Raw genomic sequence first — 20,694 nt, forward strand, 5'->3', positions numbered from 1 at the left:
ACCAGCTGAAAGCCAAGACAAAGGACGGCAAGTGGGGACAGATCAAAACCAACGGTTACTGGATCTATCTGCCGGGCTACACGAAGGTAGTGACCAGTTCTTCTTCCGGTAGCAGTTCTTCGTCCTCATCATCCAAATCCAAAACAGTAAAGTCATCTCAGAAGGTAAAGGTGATCGTAAGCAGCCTGAATATGAGAAAGAGCTACAGCAGCAGCTCCAAGAAAATGGGAACGGCCAGAAAGAACAGAGTTTACCAGCTGAAAGCCAAGACAAAGGACGGCAAGTGGGGACAGATCAAAACCAACGGCTACTGGATCAGCCTGAAAGGATATACAAAAGTGGTAAGCGGAAGCACTTCCTCTTCCAAATCCTCCTCAAAAGTGGTAAAATCATCTCAGAAGGTAAAAGTGACCGTAAGCAGCCTGAACATGAGAAAAAGCTACAGCAGCAGCTCCAAGAAAATGGGAACGGCCAGGAAGAACAAAGTCTACAAGCTGAAAGCCAAGACAAAGGACGGCAAGTGGGGACAGATTAAAACCAACGGTTACTGGATTTATCTGAAAGGATATACCAAAAAAGCATAACCCAGGGAAGGATTATCATGAAACGACCAGGCAGATTTTTTAGTTACTTTATTTGCGCCACGCTGATTGCGACGATGTTTTCGTTTGCTCCCGGCGTGTTCGCAGCAGAAAAGGACCCTGCTGCGGAAAGCTCACTCAGCGCCGCGGAGACGGTCCGGCAGCAAGAATCACAGGCACTGGACCTCCAAAGGTCCGCAGTCTCAGGATCATCGGAAAACGAAACCACGGAATCTACGGAACCCACTGATCCTACGAAACCAACAGATCCAACGGAGCCGACAAAACCGGAGCCTCCGAAGAAATATTGCAGGGTTACGGTGCAGCAAACCAGCGGCGGTACGGTCGCAGTGGATAAAACGTCCGTCGAACAGGGTGTTGAAACGACGATCCATATTACCGTCACCCCCAATAAAGGATACGGTGTCGCTTCGCTGAATGTAAATGGAGAGAAGCTGGGGGCGACTTACACATACGATTATACCTTTACGCCAAGCAAAGATGAAATTAAGATAAGCGCGTCTTTCAGAAAGAGCAGCAGCTACGTGTTTATCATGCTGGATGCGGGTCATTACGGGAAAGTAAACCGCAGCCCGGTATTAAAGAGCTATTATGAATCATTGATGACCTGGCCATTGCATCTGTATTTGAAGCAGGAGCTGGAACAATACCAGAATGTGGTCGTGGATACGACAAGAGGTTCACAGAGCAAAGATCTGGGCGTATATGCAAGAGGAACTGCCTCAGCAGGCTATGATCTGTTTTTATCCCTTCATTCCAATGCCACAGGATCAAAATCAGCGGATTATCCGCTGGTCATTACTCAGAAAGGTAACACCAAGGATCCACTGGCTGTTTCTCTGGCACAGACCATCCAGTCAATCATGGGAACAAAGGATAACTATCAGATATGGCAGAAACTGAACAAAGATAAGAAAACAGAATACTACGGAGTTCTGAGAGGTTCCAAAGCAGTGGGGACCAAGGGCATGATCGTGGAACATTCCTTCCACACCAATCTGGTTGCGGCAAAATGGCTGTCCAGCGACGCCAATCTGCACAGGATGGCGGAGGCGGAAGCAGCCGACATTGCAGCATATTATGGACTCACCAAGAGCGGCGCCGATACGATCACACCGTCCAAGCCAAGCGTGAGCATATCCAACAGCAGCTACAATGCTCTGACGCTGAAATGGAAAAAATCCATAGGCGCCACCGGCTATGTACTCTACCGTGCCACCAGTAAAAAAGGTTCCTACAAGAAGATCAAGACCATAAGCAAGGGGACTACTCTAAGCTATAAAAATTCAAAGCTGAAAACAGGCAAAACCTATTACTATAAGGTGCGGCCTTTTAGAAAATCGGCAAGCGGAACCAGATATGGTTCCTATTCCAGCATTAAGTCCGCCAAGGTAAAACCCGGCACGCCATCGGTCAGCAGCAAGGCGGGCAAACGCAAGATTACGGTAAAATGGAAAAAAGTCACCGGAGCCAGCAGATATGTGGTGTATCGTGCAACGAAAAAGTCAGGAAAATATAAAAAGATTGCCACATTAAAGAGCAACCGGAGAAGCTACACCAACAAAAAGCTGAAGAAAAATAAGAGATACTATTATAAAGTGAGAGCTTACCGGACGGTAAAAGGTAAGAAATACTACAGCAATTACAGTAGCTATACAACGAAAAAAGTAAAATAAGATAAAGAAATTTTGTAAAGACAAACCCGCAGGAACGTATATACTCCTGCGGGTTTATTATAACCGTTCAATCTTTCAGATACCGGTCCACTGTTTTCTGTGGAAGCCTGCTGACCTGCGCGATCTGCTGCGGCGATATGCCGCTGGCAGCAAGATTTCGTATTAATTCCATCTTCTCCTTTTCCCGGGCTTGTTTTTCCTGAACCAGGGCATCTTCGGTTTGCGCCAGAGTTTCTTCGGTTTGCGCCAGGGTTTCTTCGGTTTGCGCCAGGGTTTCCTCGGTTTGCGCTAGAGTTTCTTCGGTTTGTGTCAGGGTTTCCTCAGTTTTTTCCAAGTCCTTTTCGGTTTTCCCTAAAGCTTCCCTGGTCTTTTTCAAAGAATTCTCGGTTTCCCGCAGCGCCTCCTGCGTTTCCCGTTCCTGCTGCTCCCGTGACTTCTGCCGCATGATAAACTTTTCTCTGGCAATGGCCTGTTCCCGAATGATCTGCTCAGCGGTTGCTTCCTTGAGCAATCTCTCCGTCATGTCGATCTCCTTCCCGCCCTGTCTGCGCAATTGCGTCAGGTACGCTTCCTCTGACGGGTCGCCTGCGTAACGCAGGTATTCCAGGTACCGTTCCAACTGGCTCATCTGGCTGACGGTTTTTTCCCTGGCCGGGTTCACCTTGGCCAATTCCAGCCAATGCATCTCCACTAGATCGGTCAGGGGAAACAAGTCCTGGCGTTCCATCAGGCAAAAGGTGGTATGGTACCGGTCCGTTTGCGCGAACTGGACATAATCCGTGATGAAAATACTGATCGTTTTTTTCATCATACCATAATTTTGCCCGGGTTCCAAGGCCTCGAGAACCATGCCCGCATGATAATAGATGCCGTGGGCGATGAAGTTTTTGTCGTAAAGCAGGTGGATTTCCAGGTCCAGCAGCTCGCCCTGGCCGGTTTCCACTTTGATGTCCAGGATGGATTCCTTCTGCGTCTCGAATTTGCGGACGTTGAAGGGATTGCGATAGTGGATGCGGACAATCGGGTCTTCCTTGCGGTCCAGAATCAAATTCAGCACGGCGATCAGGGCCTGTTTGCATTTCTCGTCCTCCCGGCCGTAGACCGCTTTGAAGAGCAGGTCGTTTTTTAATGTTAACATGATAATCCCCCTTTGCGATATGTAATTATTTAACTGGAATATATTGTAACATATATGGAATAAAATGTAAATAAGGGATAATTACATTTTTCCACATAATAAAAACGGGAGCGGATCAAAAAAGCTGGAATGCCTGACCTGACTCCCATTTCCATACAAAGGGAATATATGAATTTATTCGGTCGAAAGCAGCCTAAAACCGCCTGACTTTTAGCGAATCGCCGTAGATTGTATATCCGTTTTTTCCCTGCTCTTTGGTTTGATAAAGAGCTCTGTCAGCGTGCCGGTACAGGGTTTTGAAATCTGTGCCGTCCTGTGGCGCGACAGCGATGCCCATACTGACAGAGAGCCGGTATACATGCGTCATTTCAAAATTTTTATGGTGAATGGCACGGAGGAGTTCTTTTGCTCTTGTTTCCGCCTGCTGCAGGGAAGAAAGCGGGATAAAAGCTACGAATTCATCGCCTCCGATGCGGCCGACGATGTCTTCTTCACGAAACTGTTCTTTTAGAACAGACGCGAATTCTGCAATTGCCAGGTCTCCGATCTGATGGCCGTACCGGTCGTTGATGGTTTTGAAATCGTCGATATCCAGAATAAAAAAGCCGTATGGGCTGCCGGGTGTTTCACGCAAGAGCCCGTCGATTTGTTCCTGCGTTGCGATTTTGTTGTAAAGTCCGCTGAAAGAGTCGCGGTGAATCTGATCCAGCATTTGCAGTTCCCGTTGTTTTTCCGCATCAATATTCTGGCGGTACGCGAACATGTGTATGGAGTGGTCGCCTTCCCAGCGAAAGATCCGGGATGTGATGCGCATCCAATGATAGGTCTGCCCATCTTCGGTAACCAGGAAATCATAGCGCAGCGTATCTACACCGGAAGCGTAGGATTTTAGCACGTGCGACGGACCGAAAGTGGTGATGTATCCCTGGCGATATTCTTTTTTGATCTGATGCTGGGCGATATAACGGAGGGCCTGGTCATAAGGCGTGTGGGCAGGAACTCCCAGACTTTGAAAATACTGTTGCGTATCCTCGTTAGCCGCACAGTTGTGGGAAATATCCAGCTCATAGATGTTTTCATACAGCTTTTCCGTCTCCTTTTGAAAAGCGGTACGGTGCGCTTGTTCTCTGGCGGCCAGCTCAGCCTCACGCATATTGTACCCGCGAATCATATTGGCTATGGACAGCAGAATAAATCCAAGAGAAATGGCAGTTACAGCTGTCTGGACAGCGGACCGGCAGCCGGAGGCGAAGATAGCAGAAAAGCCCAATGCGATTGTAATATAAGCGATCAGATTGCCATGTTTTTTCACAGATACCCCTTCTTTCCGGCAAATCATATGTAGGGTTACCGTAAAAGAAGGCTCCTCCTCATGGCCGGGCGATGCCGTCAGACAAAGCCACAAGGGGAGCATCCATCCGGAAAAGTTCTAAAGCGAGCAGCCTGCTATTTGATCAGGCCGTAATCTTTCATCTGACACATGATCTCATACAGAGAAAGATTATCCGGCTCACACAGAGGCAACCGGTATTCAGACTTGATTTTATCCATCATGGAGAGAGCGGCCTTGACTGGAATCGGGTTGACTTCCACGAACATGGCATCGATCAGATGTTTCATCGCCAGCTGCATTTCCATAGAGCCTTTAACATCGCCCTCCAGATACTTGTGGATCATCTGGCTGGTGTCGGAAGGGATAATGTTGGCTACCGTGGAGATCGCGCCCACGCTGCCCACAGAAAGCAGAGGAACGATCATATCGTCATTTCCTGAATACAGAGCAAAATCATCGGAGACATAACGGGCTATTTCCACTACCTGGGACATATTGCCGCTGGCCTCCTTAATGCCCACGATATTCGGATGACGGGAAAGGGCGGCAACAGAAGAAGGACTTATATTAACACCTGTCCTTCCGACAACGGAATAAAGTATGATCGGAATATTTACTGAATCCGCGATCTTCTCGTAGTGTTTTATAAGTCCTCTTTGTGTACATTTGTTATAATAGGGCGTTACGATCAAAAGACCATCGGCACCCACTTTTTCCAGTTCCTGAGCCATAAAAACGGCATGGCCCGTGTCGTTGCTTCCTGCGCCTGCGATGACAGGCACTTTTTTCTTTACTGCGTCTACAGTAAATTTTACGGTATTTATATGTTCTTCATCATTAAGTGTAGAAGCTTCTCCTGTGGTACCGCAGCTTACAATGGCGTCGATACCGGAAGAAACCTGCCAGTCTAAAAGACCGGCCAGGCTGCCGTAATCCACGTGGCCCTCCGAAAAGGGAGTTACCAGTGCTACGCCAGCGCCTTTAAATAAGGTCACTTCGCCTCATCCTTTCACTTAATTATTTGATCAGTTCCTCCGCGATCTGTACCGTATTGGTAGCGGCGCCCTTACGGATGTTGTCGGCAACTACCCAGAGGTTGATTCCGTTTTCTACGGAAAAGTCACGTCTGATGCGGCCTACGAATACTTCGTTGCGGCCGGCTGCGTCACGCGCCAGCGGGTATACGTTGTTGGCAGGATCGTCCTGAACGATAATTCCAGGAGAATTTGCCAGAAGCTCCCTTACCTCATCCACGTCAATCGGATTTTCAAATTCGATATTGATGGATTCGCTGTGGGAGTCGAATACCGGCACGCGGACCGTGGTCGCTGTTACCTTGATACTGTCATCGCCAAGGATCTTATGGGTTTCGTTGATCATTTTCATCTCTTCTTTTGTATATCCGTTATCCAGGAACACGTCGATGTGCGGCAGACAGTTTCCGGCAATCGGATGCGGATATGCCTCGCACTTGTCGTTTCCTTTCAAACCTTCGGAGAGGTCGCTGATTCCTTTGACTCCGGAACCGGAAACAGCCTGATAAGTAGAATATACGACTCTCTTGATCTTGTATTTATCGTGGAGCGGCTTTAATACGACCATTGCCTGGATGGTAGAGCAGTTGGGATTGGCAATGATGCCCTTGTTCCATTCCACATCATCCGGGTTTACTTCCGGAACTACCAGAGGTACTTCCTTATCCATACGCCATGCGCTGCTGTTGTCTACAACGGTTACACCATGCTCAGCCGCGATCGGCGCGTATTTTTCGCTGATGGTTCCGCCGGCAGAGAAGAGCGCGATGTCGATATCCTTGTCAAAGGAATGTTCGTTCAGTTCTTCCACCACATAGTCCTTACCCTTGAAAGTGACGGTCTTGCCTGCGGATTTGGAAGACGCCATCATGTATAAATTTTCAAAAGGGAAATCCCTTTCTTCCAATACCTTGAGGAACGTAGAGCCGACTACTCCCGTTGCGCCCACAATTGCGATGTTTGGTTTTTTGTTCATTTCTTTTCTTCCTCCCGAATTTATATTAATATTTTTTAAATAACGTTACTAAGAGACAGTATACCACTTCCGACCGTACTTTGTAAAACCTTTCGTATGATTTTGATAGAATATAGTATATGTTTTTAACTGCGTTTGTGTTATAATATATGTTGATTTTTTATGTTTTTGAGGAGGATGAGATTGTGACGTTTATTCAGGCTGTCATTTTGGGGTTAGCTCAGGGGCTGGCGGAATTTCTGCCCATCAGCAGTTCCGGCCATCTGGCTTTATTGCAGTATTTTTTTGATATCAGTGCGGAAAATGTGCTGCCTTTTGCGGTACTTTTGCATTTAGGCACGCTGATTTCCATCTTTGTGGTATACTGGAAAGACATTGTCGAACTGGTATGTGAGCTCTTTGCGTGTATTAAGGACATTTTTACGGGAAAGGGTCCCAGGATCAACGCCAATCCAACCAGGAGGCTGGGGTTTATGATCCTTGTGGCAACCATTCCTACGGCCATCATCGGCCTTGCTTTCAATGACCTGTTCGCAGGCCTTTATTTGTCGCTTCCCGCCATTGGTTTCGGCCTTCTGATCACAGGTACCATTCTGGTCATTGCTGAGAAGATGGCAACGGGCAGAAAGCGGGTGGAACAGATGAAATTCAGGAACGCGGTGCTGGTTGGTTTGATGCAGGGGATCGCCATCTGGCCCGGTATTTCAAGATCCGGTTCCACGCTCTTCGGAGGACTTGTTTCCGGCCTCAATAGAGAGTTCGCCGTTAAGTTCGCTTTTTTGATATCCATACCGTCCATTCTGGGTTCCGTCATCGTGGAAGCTCCGGACGCTTTCAGCGCCGGCATGAGCATGGGCGATCTGGGTCCGGTCATCGTTGGAGTAATCGTTTCCGCGGTATCCGGCTTTTTCGCTATCAAAACAATGATCCGAGTTGTATCCAATAAAAAGCTGACCGGCTTTTCCATCTATACCTGGGCACTGGGCGCCCTGGTATTACTCTATGCGATTTTCCTCGCTTAGGATACAGAAAGGGATAAAAAATGGCAGAAGCAAAGAAAAAACCCGGAAGACCTCCGGGCTCAAAAAATAAAAACAGCGGTCAGAGAAAAACTGCCAGCCAAAATACAGCTTACGCGGCGCGGACCATGGATCCGGCGGTAAAAGATGAAATCTGGTCCATCGTGATCATAGCGCTGGGAGCATTTCTTGTGGTGGCATTCCAGACACATGCCGCGGGCGCAGTGGGAGAGGGGCTGTCCAATTTTTTTAAAGGCTGTCTGGGAATGATCGCATACGCGCTACCTTATTACCTGATTCTTTACGGAATTTTGCTGTTCGCAAGAAAAACCATCCATATCGGCGGCAAGTCGGTAATCCTTCTGTTCATCATTCTGCTGACGGCTTCATTTATAAATTCAGCAAGGTTTATTGATCCGCAGATGCTGGCCTTTGGCCTTGCGGACGCGGCTGATTATTACAGAGACGGAATTGTTCTGGACAGCGGAGGTCTGTTCGGCATGTACATAGGAAGCCTTCTGGTAAAAGCTTTTGGAATACCGGGACTCTACATCATTTCCATTGTGGTAATTATAAGCTGTCTGCTGCTGATAATCAATACGCCGATCTCCCGGTTCTTTGAACGGGCTGCGGAAAAGCGCCGCATAAGAAAAGAAGAAGATCTTCTGGAGGATGAAGAAGATCTGCAGGTTCCGGCCATGCTCCCGGAAAAAGCGGAAAAGAAAGAAAAGAAGCGTGCGACGATTCGGCAAAAGCTGGAAAAGGAACAAGGCATCCAGGAGGAAATGGACCTGAGCAAAAGACAAAAGCTGTCTTCTCAATTGGATTCGGCGCAGCCGCGCCACCCGGACAGCGGCACTTCCTATGTGCCGGGAAGGATATCTCCGGGACAGAAAAACATTCTTGAATATATGAAAGACGACGATCTTTTCAGCGGCGGAGCAGAAGACGAGGGCTATGGGCTGGACGAGGAGCCAAAGCTATCTAATGGTTTTGGACTGGAGCCGGATCTGGGGATGGACGATATGGACCTGGGGGTGGACCCGGTAGAGGACACACCGCAGGGCTTGGGCCTGACAGATGATTCGGAGCATCCTGGTGGCTCCGTAACAAAGGGCAGTCATCAGGCAGAGCCGCTTACAGACAATCATGGAGGTATTCAGGAAGCCCTCCCAATTGCTGCGGGGACTCTTAAAAAGGAACCGGAAAAGATCTCCAACAGCCAGGCAGCGAAAGCATCACTGGACCCAAGTGAAATCAACGCGGCCACGCAGCCGGTTCCGGCTTACCGGTTTCCGCCGGCAGAGCTTCTTAACAAGGCCAGTACCCCGCAGAATCGCTCGGGCATTACGGCTTCGCTGAAGGCCAAGGCGCTGAAGCTGGAGGAGACGCTACAGAATTTCCATATCGACGCGCAGGTGGTGCAGGTTACACAGGGACCTGCCGTTACCCGCTATGAAATACATCCCAATGTGGGAGTAAAAGTAAAGAGTATCGTCAATCTGGCCGATGATATCGCGCTGAACCTGGAAGCCAAGAGTATCCGTATCGAGGCGCCGATTCCGGGGAAGGCAGCCGTAGGCATTGAGGTGGAAAACGATAAGGTGAACATGGTTACCATCCGTGAGATCATCGACTCCAGGGAGTTCAAAAACTCGAAATCCAAGATCACCTTTACGGTGGGCAAGGATATCGCCGGCAACGCCATTGTCGCCGATCTTAAATCCATGCCCCATCTCCTGATCGCAGGCTCCACAGGGTCAGGTAAGAGCGTCTGTGTCAACAGCATCATCACCAGCATTTTATATAAGGCAAAGCCGGAAGAAGTTAAGCTGGTGCTGATCGACCCTAAGGTGGTGGAGCTGACCAATTACAATGGAATACCGCATCTTTTGATTCCCGTGGTCACCGAACCGACCAAGGCGGCTGCCGCGCTGAACTGGGCGGTTGCCGAAATGGAGGACCGCTATAAAAAGTTTGCCGAGGAAGGCGTCCGTGAGCTGGCAAGCTATAATACGAAAGTGAAAAAGGACGGCGAGGAAGATAAGTTCCTTCCGCAGGTGGTAATCATCATTGACGAGCTGGCGGACCTGATGATGGCCGCTCCGTCCCAGGTGGAAGAATCCATATGCAGACTGGCTCAAAAGGCCAGAGCCGCCGGGATGCACCTGATTGTAGCCACACAGCGGCCGTCGGTGGACGTTATTACCGGTGTTATTAAGGCCAACATCCCCTCCAGGATCGCTTTCGCCGTATCTTCCCAGTTTGACTCCCGAACCATCCTCGATATGGCCGGGGCGGAAAAGCTGGTGGGTAAAGGGGACATGCTGTTTAATCCTATGGGAGGAGGCAAGCCGACCCGCGTCCAGGGGACCTTTATTTCGGATTCAGAAGTTCACGATGTCATTGAATTCGTCAAGGGCCAGGTTACGGAAACCGAATATTCCGATGAGGTGATCCATACTATAGAGAAAGTAAATACACCGGAAAAAGAGGATGATGCGGATGAGCTTCTGCCGGAAGCCATAGAAACGGTGGTTTCCGCCGGACAGGCATCGGTTTCCATGCTCCAGAGACGTTTTCGTATCGGTTACAACCGGGCGGCTCGGATCGTGGATATGATGGAAGCCAGGGGAATCATCGGACCTTCCGAGGGCAGCAAGCCGCGGCAGGTTCTGATGACCGAAGCAGAGCTGAACGCACTGAACAATGATACAGAGGAGATGGAAGAAGAATAGATGAAAATTTTTATCGAAACACTGGGCTGTCCGAAGAATTTCAATGATTCGGAAATGGCAGCGGGAATTTTAGAACATGCGGGGCATGTTCTGGTGGGATCGCCGGAGGAAGCGGACCTGATCATGGTCAACACCTGCGGTTTCATCAACGATGCCAAAACCGAATCCATTGAACGAATCTTCGATATGGCGCAGTACAAAGGAGACAGTAAGATACTGGCGGTATCCGGCTGCCTTTCGCAGCGGTATGAAGATGAGCTGTTTGCGGAAATGCCGGAAGTGGACCTCTTTCTGGGGGTCAATGATTATGAACGTCTGCCGCAGATTTTGGAGGGATACCAAAGGGGAAAGCGGGAAAAACATCTTAGTGATTACAATAAAATGTTTATGGAAACTCCGTTTCGCAAGCTGCAGGAAAATCCTTACACAGCTACGCTGAAGATCGCTGAGGGCTGCAATAATGTCTGCGCTTACTGTGTGATTCCTCATATTCGGGGTAAATATCGCAGCAGAAGGCAGGAGGACATTGTCCGTGAAGCGGAAATGCTGGCGGAAAACGGCTGCAAAGAGCTGATTCTCATTGCTCAGGACGTGACGGCCTACGGTATGGATCTCTATGACGGGTTCGTACTTCCGCAGCTTCTGCGAAAGCTCTGCCGGATCGACGGCCTGCGCTGGATACGCCTGATGTACTGCTATGAGGATCGCATTTCCGACGAGCTGATTCAGGTGATGGCTGAGGAAGATAAGATCTGCAAGTATATTGATATCCCATTGCAACATATCAGCGACCGCGTCCTTACGGCTATGAACCGCAGATCAACGGCTGAGGGGATTCGCAGGACCATCGGACGGCTGAGGCAGGCGATGCCGGATATCCATATTCGGACGACTTTTATTACCGGTTTCCCCGGAGAGAGCGAAGCGGATTTTGAAGAGCTTCTCGATTTCGTAGAAACCACCCGTTTTCAGCGTCTGGGGGTATTTGCCTATTCCCAGGAGGAAGGAACGCCGGCGGCAGATATGGCCGATCAGATCGATGAGGAGGTAAAAGCCCTGCGGCAGGATGCCATTATGCGCAGACAGCTGGATATCTCCCTTTCGTGCAACCGGGAGAAGCTGGGAAAAGTCTTTGAGGTGCTGGTGGAGGAAGATGAAGGCGGGGGCAGTTATGCAGGACGGACTGCTTATGACGCGCCGGAAATTGATAATTCCGTTGTGTTCACATCCGGGCGGGACTTGAAGCCGGGGGACATGGTGCGGGTAGAGATAACAGATGCTTTTGATTATGATCTGACAGGCAAGGAGGTTTAAAATGAATTTGCCTAATAAATTAACACTTCTCAGAATCGTTGCGATCCCTGTTTTTATCGTGGTGCTCCTCTTTGGCCACAGGTACATCGCCACTATTATTTTCATCGTTGCCGCACTGACCGATATGCTGGACGGCCATATTGCAAGAAAGTATAATCTGGTTACAAATTTCGGCAAACTGATGGACCCTCTGGCCGACAAGCTTTTGGTCATGTCGGCGCTGGTATGTCTGGTGCAGCTAGGCAATGTCCAGGGATGGATGGTCGTTGTCATATTGGCCAGAGAGTTCGCAGTGACAGGCCTGAGACAGGTAGCGGCTTCCGAGGGAATCGTCATTGCCGCCGGAGCCACCGGGAAAATCAAGACGATCCTGCAGATGATCGCCATTCCGCTGCTGCTTTTGGACAATTGGCCGGGCTGCTATATCGGCGTGCCTCTGGACCAGATTTTCCTTTGGGCAGCTGTAATCATGACGATTGTTTCAGGAACCGAATACATTGTAAAAAACAGAAAGCTGCTGTCGATGTAGCTTTGACATCTGAGAAAGAAGGATAAAGAGAATGAAATCAGCGATTTTGAGCGTGGGGACCGAGCTTCTTTTCGGTCAGATCACCAATACGAACACTGTGTTTTTATCCCAGCAATTAAACCTGCTGGGATTTGATGTCATGTATCATTATACGGTGGGCGATAACCCGGAAAGGCTTGAGGATATGATCGCCCTGGCCTTCAAAGACTGCGACCTGATTCTGACCACCGGGGGACTGGGGCCTACCCAGGACGATCTGACAAAGGAGATCGTCTGCCGGGCGCTGGATGACCACATGGTGCTTCATCAGCCATCCATGGAAAAGCTGGAAAGCTATTTTAAAAAACAGAATCGCCAGATGACGGAGAACAACCGCAAACAGGCGTATATGCCTTCCAGGGCCGTGGTATTCGACAACGATGCTGGAACAGCTCCGGGCTTTGCGCTGGAAAAGGACGGTAAACAGATCATCTGTATGCCGGGGCCTCCCCGGGAAATGACCCGCATGTTTGAACGGAGCGTACTGCCCTATCTGGAAAAAAAGTCGGAGAGTACGATTTACTATCGGATGATCCGCACCTTTGGCATCGGGGAGTCCATGCTGGAAACTAAACTGCTGCCATTGATCGATGAGCAGACGGATCCTACTCTGGCCACCTACGCTAAGGAAGGGGAGTGCTGCCTGCGCATCGCCTCCAAGCGGGCGACAAAGGAAGAGGCCAAAGAAGCGGTGGACGCTATGCTGGAAAAGGTAAAAGCTATCATTGGCGAGTATATATACAGCTGTGACAATGAGGAACTGGTGGATGTGGTGTCCCGGAAACTGCTGGATCGGGGGCTGTCCATTTCCAGTGCTGAATCCTGTACGGGCGGAATGTTTGCCGCGGCGCTTACCAGCGTGTCGGGAATCTCCGCCGTTTTTGACCGCTCCTTAGTTACCTACAGCAATAATGCTAAAATGGCAGAGCTGGGGGTAAAGGAAGAAACTCTGACAGCCTATGGGGCGGTCAGTGAAGAGACGGCAAGAGAGATGGCCGAGGGGCTTCACAGAGTCAGCGGCAGCGACATCTGTGTTTCTGTGACCGGTATTGCGGGGCCCGAGGGCGGCACGGCAGAAAAACCGGTCGGACTTGTCTATATCGGCGCCCATTATCAGGAAAGGACCATTTGCAGGAAGATACAGATGCGGAATGTCAATCGTAATTGGAACCGGAATTTTGCGGTGCTTTCCATGCTGGATGTTGTCAACAAGCTGATTTAGCGACCGGTATGCGGGGCCTGATTGCGAGAAAACGAAAATAGGACCTTGACACCCAGAGAAATAAATGATATTTTTTATATGTAAAATATTTACATTCAGGAAATTTGCTTGACCTGCGAAAGAGAATGGGGTATTATAAGAGAAACGAACAAATGTTCACATTGGAGGTATGAACGTGGCAATCAACAAAGACGATAAAGATAAAGCCTTACAAGAGGCTCTGAAGCAGATACAGAAACAATTCGGCCAGGGGGCGATCATGAAGCTGGGGGATGACAGCGTCAGAATGAATATTGAGGCGATTTCCACCGGTTCCATGAGCCTGGATCTGGCAACGGGAATCGGAGGCGTTCCAAAGGGAAGGATCATCGAGGTCTACGGGCCGGAATCTTCCGGTAAAACGACTCTGACCCTACATATCATCGCTGAGGCGCAGAAGGCAGGCGGCAGGGCTGCCTTTATCGACGCAGAGCATGCGCTGGACCCGGAATATGCCAAGAACCTGGGCGTAAACGTGGACGAACTGCTGGTATCTCAGCCGGATACCGGTGAACAGGCACTGGAGATCTGCGAGATGCTGGTGCGCAGCGGGGCCATCGATATCGTTGTCGTGGACTCGGTTGCGGCGCTGGTTCCAAAATCCGAAATAGACGGCAACATGGGAGACAGTCATGTAGGCCTGCAGGCCCGTCTCATGTCCCAGGCACTGAGAAAGCTGGCCGGCGTTATTAATAAATCTGGCACTTCCGTTGTATTCATCAACCAGCTGAGAGAAAAAGTAGGAGTCATGTTCGGCAACCCTGAGACGACCACTGGAGGCCGGGCCCTCAAATTCTACGCCAGCATGCGTTTTGACGTGCGCAGGATTGAGAGCATCAAATCCGGAGACAATTTCCTCGGTAACCGCACGCGGGTAAAAGTCGTAAAAAATAAAGTGGCGCCGCCCTTTAAGCAGGCTGAATTCGACATTATGTACGGAAAGGGTATTTCCCGGGAGGGCGATGTTCTGGACTGTGCGGTGGAGGAGAAGATCATTGAAAAGGCCGGCTCCTGGTACAGCTTTGACGGCGATCGGATCGGACAGGGCAGAGAAAACGTAAAAAATTATCTCACCGAACATCCTGAAACCCTGGAGAAGGTGGAAACGCTGCTGCGCGACCAGCTCAAAGCAGCGGCCGCTGCCGAAACAGAGAAAACGGGAGAAACGGAAGAAGATCTGAAGGTGGATGAAGACGGTGTTATCATTGAATAGTGCAGAATAACCGGCAGGGAATGACAGGCAGACGTTTTTCGTCTGTCTGCCGATGTTTTTTGGGAGGCATTTCATGGGGGAGAACAAAAGGAAAATCGCAGTCATAACGGGAGCTTCCAGTGGACTGGGCCGCCAATTCGCACGGCAGATCCGGCGGGAAAAGATTGATGAATTATGGATAATCGCCCGCAGAGAGGACCGGCTGAAAGAGTTGGCTGAGGAGATCCCCATGCCGGTGCGGACATTACCGCTGGATCTGACAAAGCAGGAGAGGCTGGATGATTTAGCAGAACTTTTAAAACATGAGGCTCCCGATGTACGAATTTTAATTAATGCGGCCGGTTACGGAAAGATCGGCAATTATAAAGAGGTTTCCGTGCAGGACAGCCTGAACATGATCGATCTCAACTGCCGGGCAGCGGTCGCTGTGACAGAGGCCTGTATTCCCTATATGGCAAAAGGAGCAAGGATTTTGGAGATTTGCTCTACCGCGGCTTTTCAGCCGCTGCCGTCGCTGAATGTCTATGCGGCATCCAAAGCGTTTCTCCTGCGTTACAGCCGGGCCTTGCGCTGGGAACTTTTCGGTCGGGGAATTTTGGTCACCGCCGTATGCCCCTACTGGGTGCGCGACACTGAGTTTATTCCTACTGCAAAGGATACGAAAAATGGACGTGCGGTTCGGCACTTTCCTTTTGCGTCCACCTCGCAGAGAGTCGTTCGGAGGGCGCTGCGAGACAGCAGGCTGGGGATGGCCGTTTCCACGCCGGGACCGATCTGCCTGCTGCATAGGGTCACAGCGAAATTTATACCCCACTGTATAATGATAGCAGGCTGGGAAGGCCTGCGCAGACTATAAAAGAGAGGACTATAAACATGATTAGTAAAGAAATTCTGGAAATCAAGAAACAATTTACTCCTGAGAACTGCGCCATCACCCGCATGTGCGGCTGCTATGTGGATGCGGAAAAAACGCGCAAGTACGAAGTGAACCGTTCTTTTTTATCCCTTCCTGAGGAAGAGGCTTTTAAGTATTTTGAAATCTTTAAGCAGACTCTCACCGGGACTCTGGGAAAAAAGCTGATTAATATGGAGTTCCCATTGTCTCAGGAAGAGCCGGGAGGAACTCAGGAATTCCTCCTGCGCCTGCGTAACAGCAAGCTGCAGGACGAGTCCCTGGTGGATGAATTTTTCAATAAGATCATTGATAACTATGAATACGGAGAAAACTACTATATAATCCTGATCCATGCGGTCTACGATGTCCCGGGAAAAGCGGAAGACGGCCTGGAAATGTTCGATGCTTCGGACAATATATATGAGCATATCCTCTGCAGCATCTGTCCGGTCAAGCTTTCAAAGGCGGGCCTCAGCTATGACGCGGATCAGAACAGCATCGTAGGGCGCAGCAGGGACTGGGTGGTCGATCCGCCGGCCAAAGGTTTTCTCTTTCCGGCCTTCAACGACCGGACCGCGGATATTCATCAGGCGCTGTACTTTTCCAAAAAACCGGAAGAACTGCAGCCAAAGCTGATTGAAGAACTGCTGGGAAGCGAAATTCCTCTTTCTGCGGAGAACCAGAAGGTGACTTTCAACGAGATCATTTCTGAGTCTCTGGGCGAGGAATGCGATTTTTCCATGGTCAGATGCATCCACGACAATCTGCAGGAAATGATCGAGGAGAGCAAGGAGGAGCCCGAACCGCTGGAGCTGGACAAGTTCGATATGCGCAGGCTGCTGGAACGGAGCGGAGCCTCGGAAGAGAAACTGGAGAAGGTGGAAACCACCTTTGAGCAGACGGCAGGGGAGCGCCGGAGACTGATGGCTGCCAATGTGGCGGAAACGAAAAAATTCAGCATCGAGACGCCGGATGTGGTAATCAAAGTGAGTCCGGACCGGGCCGATCTGGTGGAAACCAGAGTCATTGACGGCAGGAAGTGCCTTGTAATCGGCATCAACGACCATGTTGAGGTCAATGGCCTGGACATCGACATTAAGGAAGAAGAAAATTAAAAAATGAATAAGGCGGGTATAAGAATAAAAGCGTCGATTCTTATACCCGCCTGTTTGATTTTTTGACCTAATCGCAAATACGATTTTTCAGCATCAGCTTGAGAATTTCTATATCCGTGGTTTTCATTCCCTCCCGGCCGATGTAGCCCATATTGGCGATAGTAGATTCAATATCTTCAGTGATAAACCCTTCACCGGCCTGAAATCCGCGGCTTCTCATGGACATGTTGTGAGCCATGATGGCGGCGTCCAGAGCAGAGGCGATCTTGGCGGCACAGGAAGCTTTGGCTCCGTCACAGACGATACCGCCCACATTAGCAAGGGTGTTGACGATGGTCGAGGATATCTGCAGGAGGCTGCCGCCGTGCATGTAGGTGATGGCTGCTCCGCTGCCGCAGGCTGCGCTTACGGCGCCGCAGAAGGCGGACAGATTTCCGATATAATGCTTGATATGGATGGAAATCAGGTTGCTCAGAACCAGCGCCCGGTGCAGTTTTTCACGGCTCAGCTGTAATTCTTCGGCATATTCCACAACAGGAACCGTCACAGTGATTCCCTGGTTTCCGCTGCCGGAATTGATGATAACCGGCAGACAGCTGCCGCCCATTCTGGCGTCCGATCCGGCCGCTGCCTTTGCTTTCGCCCGCACATGAACCGAGCTGCCTTCTGTCTCTAAGAGAGTTTTCCCCACACAGGCCCCATAATTTTCATCCAGGCCGGCCTGTGCGATCGCACAGTTTACCTGAATCTGCTGCTCCAAAAGTTCCGTAAGCGGCGTGATATCATACTGGTCGGCAAAGGCCACAATATCCTTGATATTCAAACGTTCTTTATCATCTGTTCCCGATGTGTTCTTTTCATCTTTTTTATCCAGCAGAAGCTCTTCGTTGTGTTGGATGAGGACAATATTCGTATGGGTGTTTTTTATAATGACTCTTGCGGATTCATCTCCAGCCAGCACCGAAATGTCAATATACAGATTGTCTTCACCTTCCTGCAGCGTGCATGTACAAAAATCAGCGGCAAGAAGGGACCGGGTCTTTTCGCGGTCAACCTCGCCGGCCTGTTCCAGAACGTTCAGCTCTTTGGAAGGATCTCCGATTACGGCGCCCAGGATCGCCGCTGCTTCTACGCCCCGCAGACCGCCCGAGTTGGGCACAAAGACGCCTTTGACATTTTTAATAATATTTCCGCTGCAATTGACGGACATGCTCTGGGGAAATTTCCCAAGGATCTGCACGGCTTTGGCGGCGGCATAGGCCAGCGCTCCCGGTTCCGTACAGCCGAGGGCCGGTATCAGCTCCTTTTCCAGTATTCGTATATACGAAGCGGCAGTTTTTTCATCCATGTTCTTACCTCCTGTTTACCGGGTTAATTATATTACTGATAATATCAGAGATATAACCACGAGTCAATACCTTTATTTTGCGCAAATTCAATGGCTGACAGCCGTTTACTTTAAAGCCGCCGTTGTGGTATGATAGAAAAAAGACAAATGGGAGAGAACAGGAGAGACAATGGCAGAGAACGGGAATTTAAAAGATATGATTTACAATAAAGTCTTTTCAGCGATCATCGAAGGCGAATACACGGCCAATGATATTATCAGTGAAAAACAGCTGATTGAAAAATATAAGGTGAGCAAGTCGCCGGTGAGGGAAGCTTTGGGCAAGCTGTGCAGCGAAGGGGTGTTGAAAAGTATGCCCCGCTTTGGCTATGTGGTGGTGCAGCTGACGAGAACGGATATTGAAAACATCCTGAAATTCAGGCTGGTGCTGGAAGGGGGCAGTCTCAGAGAATGTATCCATCAGATTGGCACAGATCAGATCGAAAGACTGAAAACAATCAATGATCTGTGCGAAAACGATCAGGCGAAAAACGATTTCTGGATACATTGGGAGCATAATATGAATTTTCATCTGGCACTGATTTCCTTCTGCGGCAATGAGTTCTCTTATAATATGCTAAAGCAGTCGCTGGATACGCTGACGCGGGCGTACGCTCAGTTTTACTGGGATAAGTGGAAGAAAATCGTATTCCCCACGGACACCAAATACCATGCCAAGATTATCGAATGTCTGGAAAACAGAGACGTGGAGGGGGCCATACATTTTTTAAGACAGGATATCAGCGATTTTGGCAGATAAGGAGACGGATATGATCGAGAAAAAATTTGACGAACTGCTGGAAGGGTATCATCAGGAAATGGTTGGCAATCTCTGCCGACTGATACGGATAAAATCGGTATTGGGGCCGGAGGAACCGGACGCGCCTTTTGGCAGAGGCCCTAAAGAAGCTTTTGACTTTGCCATGAATCTGGGGCGTGAAAAAGGCTTTGAATGTGTAAACTTCGACAATTATGCCGGTGAAATCAATTTTGGCGAAGGCGAAGAGGCCGCCGGCGTGATCTGCCATATGGATGTCGTACCGGAGGGAGAAGGCTGGACCTATGAGCCCTACGGCGGCCAGGTAGTGGATGGAAACATCTATGGACGGGGAGCGGTGGATGATAAGGGATGTTTCATTGCCGCTTTTTATGCTTGTCTGGCTTTAAAGGAAAGCGGCGTGCCGCTGCGCCGCCAAATCAAGCATATCATCGGTACCAATGAAGAACAGGGATATTTCCCGTGCATCCGCTATTATAAAGAGCATACGGATAAAATGCCCATCTGCGGAATCGTTCCTGATTCCTGGTTTCCTGCGGCCTTTGCGGAAAAGGGCTTTTTAAGTTATGAGTTTCATAAGACCTTTTCAGGTGAACAGTGCGGAACAGAACAGCCGGTGCTGCGGAGCATCAGCGCCGGCAGCGCTTTGAATGTGGTGATACCGGAAGCAAAAGCCGTCTTTGAAGGGACCAAAGAGCAGAGAGCGAAGATCCTGCGGACAGCGGAAGAAATTCTGCCTGCAGGCAGAATTAAAGCCATGGAGGACGGCGACCGGCTGACTATTTATACTGTGGGAAAATCGGCTCATGCTTCGGCTCCGGAGATCGGAATCAATGCCGGTTCTTTGCTGCTGCGGGTTTTGCGCAAACTGGAATTTTTCCCGCAGAGCGCCTGCAGAACACTTCATGCCTGGGCGGATCAAATTGCTTTTGATACGGATGGCAGTGGGCTGGGCGTGGCTTTCTGCGATCATACCGGCCCTCTGACTAATAATCTGGGGATCTTCCGCATGGACGAAAACAGCCTGTACGCAGGGATGAATATCCGCTACCCGGTCACGCAGGATACCACCCTTTTAGAAGAACAGCTTTCCTGCGCCGCCGCTAAATCCGAGTCGCGCTGTGAAATTATAATGCGTAATCCGCACTTTTACGTGGACCCGGAAAGCCCACTGGTCCAAACCCTGACAGATATCTATAGAGATATGACCGGCGATGAGGAGAGTCAGCCTGTAGCCCATGGCGGCGGCTCCTATGCCAGAATTCTGGAAAACTTCATCCCTTACGGGCCTTCCATTCGCGGGGAGGAGCTGTGCTTTCACAAGCAGGATGAGCATATTTCCTGTGAACGTTTGCTGTTGCTGAGTAAAATTTATGCGCGGGCGCTGTATGCCATGGCGAAGTAGTGCTGCTGAGAGGATAGCGAATGAAACTCCCGATTGAGAATAACTGTTTTTTAAGCGCCAGAGCATCTCGGATGTCCCTGGCGCTTTTATGCGTTTAAGATGAAAACAGGCCGCTAAACGCAGAGAGCTTTCAAATAATGAATTTACATATATTTACATATAGGCAATGGTATGATATATTAAAAGTAAATATATTACAATTCATTGTGTCAATTGTAATGGCGATGAAAAACGTTTATAAT

17 protein-coding genes are annotated in these 20,694 nt (G+C 49.6%); 12 read left to right on the plus strand and 5 right to left on the minus strand.

Annotation, left to right across the window (positions count from 1 at the left end):
- Positions 1–584 (plus strand): hypothetical protein (locus NE619_RS03565; protein WP_330640663.1); only part of this gene is annotated, 584 nt, incomplete at its 5' end.
- Between the two features lie 17 nt (positions 585–601).
- Positions 602–2,278 carry an N-acetylmuramoyl-L-alanine amidase gene (locus NE619_RS03570; RefSeq protein WP_256130997.1) on the plus strand — a complete coding sequence of 559 codons (1,677 nt, stop codon included), beginning with the start codon at positions 602–604 and terminating at the stop codon, positions 2,276–2,278.
- A gap of 67 nt (positions 2,279–2,345) precedes the next feature.
- Here the strand turns inward: NE619_RS03570 and NE619_RS03575 are convergent, their stop codons facing one another.
- The 4 genes from NE619_RS03575 to NE619_RS03590 all read right to left on the minus strand — a co-directional run bounded on the left by NE619_RS03575 (position 2,346) and on the right by NE619_RS03590 (position 6,759).
- Entirely contained in the window at positions 2,346–3,416 is a 1,071-nt protein-coding gene (locus NE619_RS03575; RefSeq protein WP_256130998.1) for an Rpn family recombination-promoting nuclease/putative transposase, read from the minus strand.
- A 193-nt stretch (positions 3,417–3,609) separates the two neighbouring features.
- A complete protein-coding gene (locus tag NE619_RS18995; RefSeq protein WP_256130999.1) occupies positions 3,610–4,728 on the minus strand; it encodes a sensor domain-containing diguanylate cyclase in 1,119 nt (372 codons plus the stop codon).
- A 134-nt stretch (positions 4,729–4,862) separates the two neighbouring features.
- Positions 4,863–5,744 carry a 4-hydroxy-tetrahydrodipicolinate synthase gene (dapA, locus tag NE619_RS03585; protein ID WP_256131000.1) on the minus strand — a complete coding sequence of 294 codons (882 nt, stop codon included), beginning with the start codon at positions 5,742–5,744 and terminating at the stop codon, positions 4,863–4,865.
- Between the two features lie 22 nt (positions 5,745–5,766).
- Positions 5,767–6,759, minus strand: coding sequence for an aspartate-semialdehyde dehydrogenase (locus tag NE619_RS03590; protein WP_256131001.1), 993 nt, complete (start codon positions 6,757–6,759; stop codon positions 5,767–5,769).
- Between the two features lie 185 nt (positions 6,760–6,944).
- Here NE619_RS03590 and NE619_RS03595 point away from each other — a divergent pair, with 185 nt between their 5' ends.
- The 8 genes from NE619_RS03595 to NE619_RS03630 all read left to right on the plus strand — a co-directional run bounded on the left by NE619_RS03595 (position 6,945) and on the right by NE619_RS03630 (position 16,882).
- Positions 6,945–7,781, plus strand: a complete 837-nt coding sequence (locus NE619_RS03595; RefSeq protein WP_256131002.1) for an undecaprenyl-diphosphate phosphatase — start codon at positions 6,945–6,947, stop codon at positions 7,779–7,781.
- Positions 7,782–7,801: 20 nt separating this feature from the next.
- Complete coding sequence (locus tag NE619_RS03600) at positions 7,802–10,516, plus strand: FtsK/SpoIIIE family DNA translocase (RefSeq protein ID WP_256131003.1); 2,715 nt, start codon at positions 7,802–7,804, stop codon at positions 10,514–10,516.
- Entirely contained in the window at positions 10,517–11,830 is a 1,314-nt protein-coding gene (gene rimO / locus NE619_RS03605) for a 30S ribosomal protein S12 methylthiotransferase RimO (protein WP_256131004.1), read from the plus strand.
- Between the two features lies 1 nt (position 11,831).
- On the plus strand, positions 11,832–12,359 hold the full coding sequence (gene pgsA / locus NE619_RS03610) for a CDP-diacylglycerol--glycerol-3-phosphate 3-phosphatidyltransferase (RefSeq protein WP_256131005.1): 528 nt from the start codon (positions 11,832–11,834) through the stop codon (positions 12,357–12,359).
- A gap of 31 nt (positions 12,360–12,390) precedes the next feature.
- Complete coding sequence (locus NE619_RS03615; RefSeq protein WP_256131006.1) at positions 12,391–13,620, plus strand: competence/damage-inducible protein A; 1,230 nt, start codon at positions 12,391–12,393, stop codon at positions 13,618–13,620.
- A gap of 169 nt (positions 13,621–13,789) precedes the next feature.
- On the plus strand, positions 13,790–14,872 hold the full coding sequence (gene recA, locus NE619_RS03620) for a recombinase RecA (RefSeq protein ID WP_305146566.1): 1,083 nt from the start codon (positions 13,790–13,792) through the stop codon (positions 14,870–14,872).
- Between the two features lie 73 nt (positions 14,873–14,945).
- Positions 14,946–15,728, plus strand: a complete 783-nt coding sequence (locus NE619_RS03625) for an SDR family NAD(P)-dependent oxidoreductase (protein ID WP_256131007.1) — start codon at positions 14,946–14,948, stop codon at positions 15,726–15,728.
- Between the two features lie 17 nt (positions 15,729–15,745).
- Entirely contained in the window at positions 15,746–16,882 is a 1,137-nt protein-coding gene (locus NE619_RS03630; RefSeq protein ID WP_256131008.1) for a DUF4317 domain-containing protein, read from the plus strand.
- 67 nt (positions 16,883–16,949) lie between these two features.
- Here NE619_RS03630 and NE619_RS03635 read toward each other — a convergent pair whose 3' ends face one another.
- On the minus strand, positions 16,950–18,230 hold the full coding sequence (locus NE619_RS03635; protein ID WP_256131009.1) for a serine dehydratase subunit alpha family protein: 1,281 nt from the start codon (positions 18,228–18,230) through the stop codon (positions 16,950–16,952).
- Between the two features lie 169 nt (positions 18,231–18,399).
- Here NE619_RS03635 and NE619_RS03640 point away from each other — a divergent pair, with 169 nt between their 5' ends.
- Together NE619_RS03640 and NE619_RS03645 are read left to right on the plus strand one after the other, a co-directional pair.
- Positions 18,400–19,029 (plus strand): GntR family transcriptional regulator, encoded by a 630-nt coding sequence (locus tag NE619_RS03640; protein ID WP_256131010.1) that lies wholly within the window; start codon positions 18,400–18,402, stop codon positions 19,027–19,029.
- A 10-nt stretch (positions 19,030–19,039) separates the two neighbouring features.
- On the plus strand, positions 19,040–20,452 hold the full coding sequence (locus NE619_RS03645) for a Sapep family Mn(2+)-dependent dipeptidase (protein ID WP_256131011.1): 1,413 nt from the start codon (positions 19,040–19,042) through the stop codon (positions 20,450–20,452).
- Positions 20,453–20,694: the final 242 nt, after the last annotated feature.

This window comes from Anaerovorax odorimutans (assembly GCF_024459955.1).
Taxonomy (GTDB): domain Bacteria; phylum Bacillota; class Clostridia; order Peptostreptococcales; family Anaerovoracaceae; genus Hominibacterium; species Hominibacterium odorimutans_A.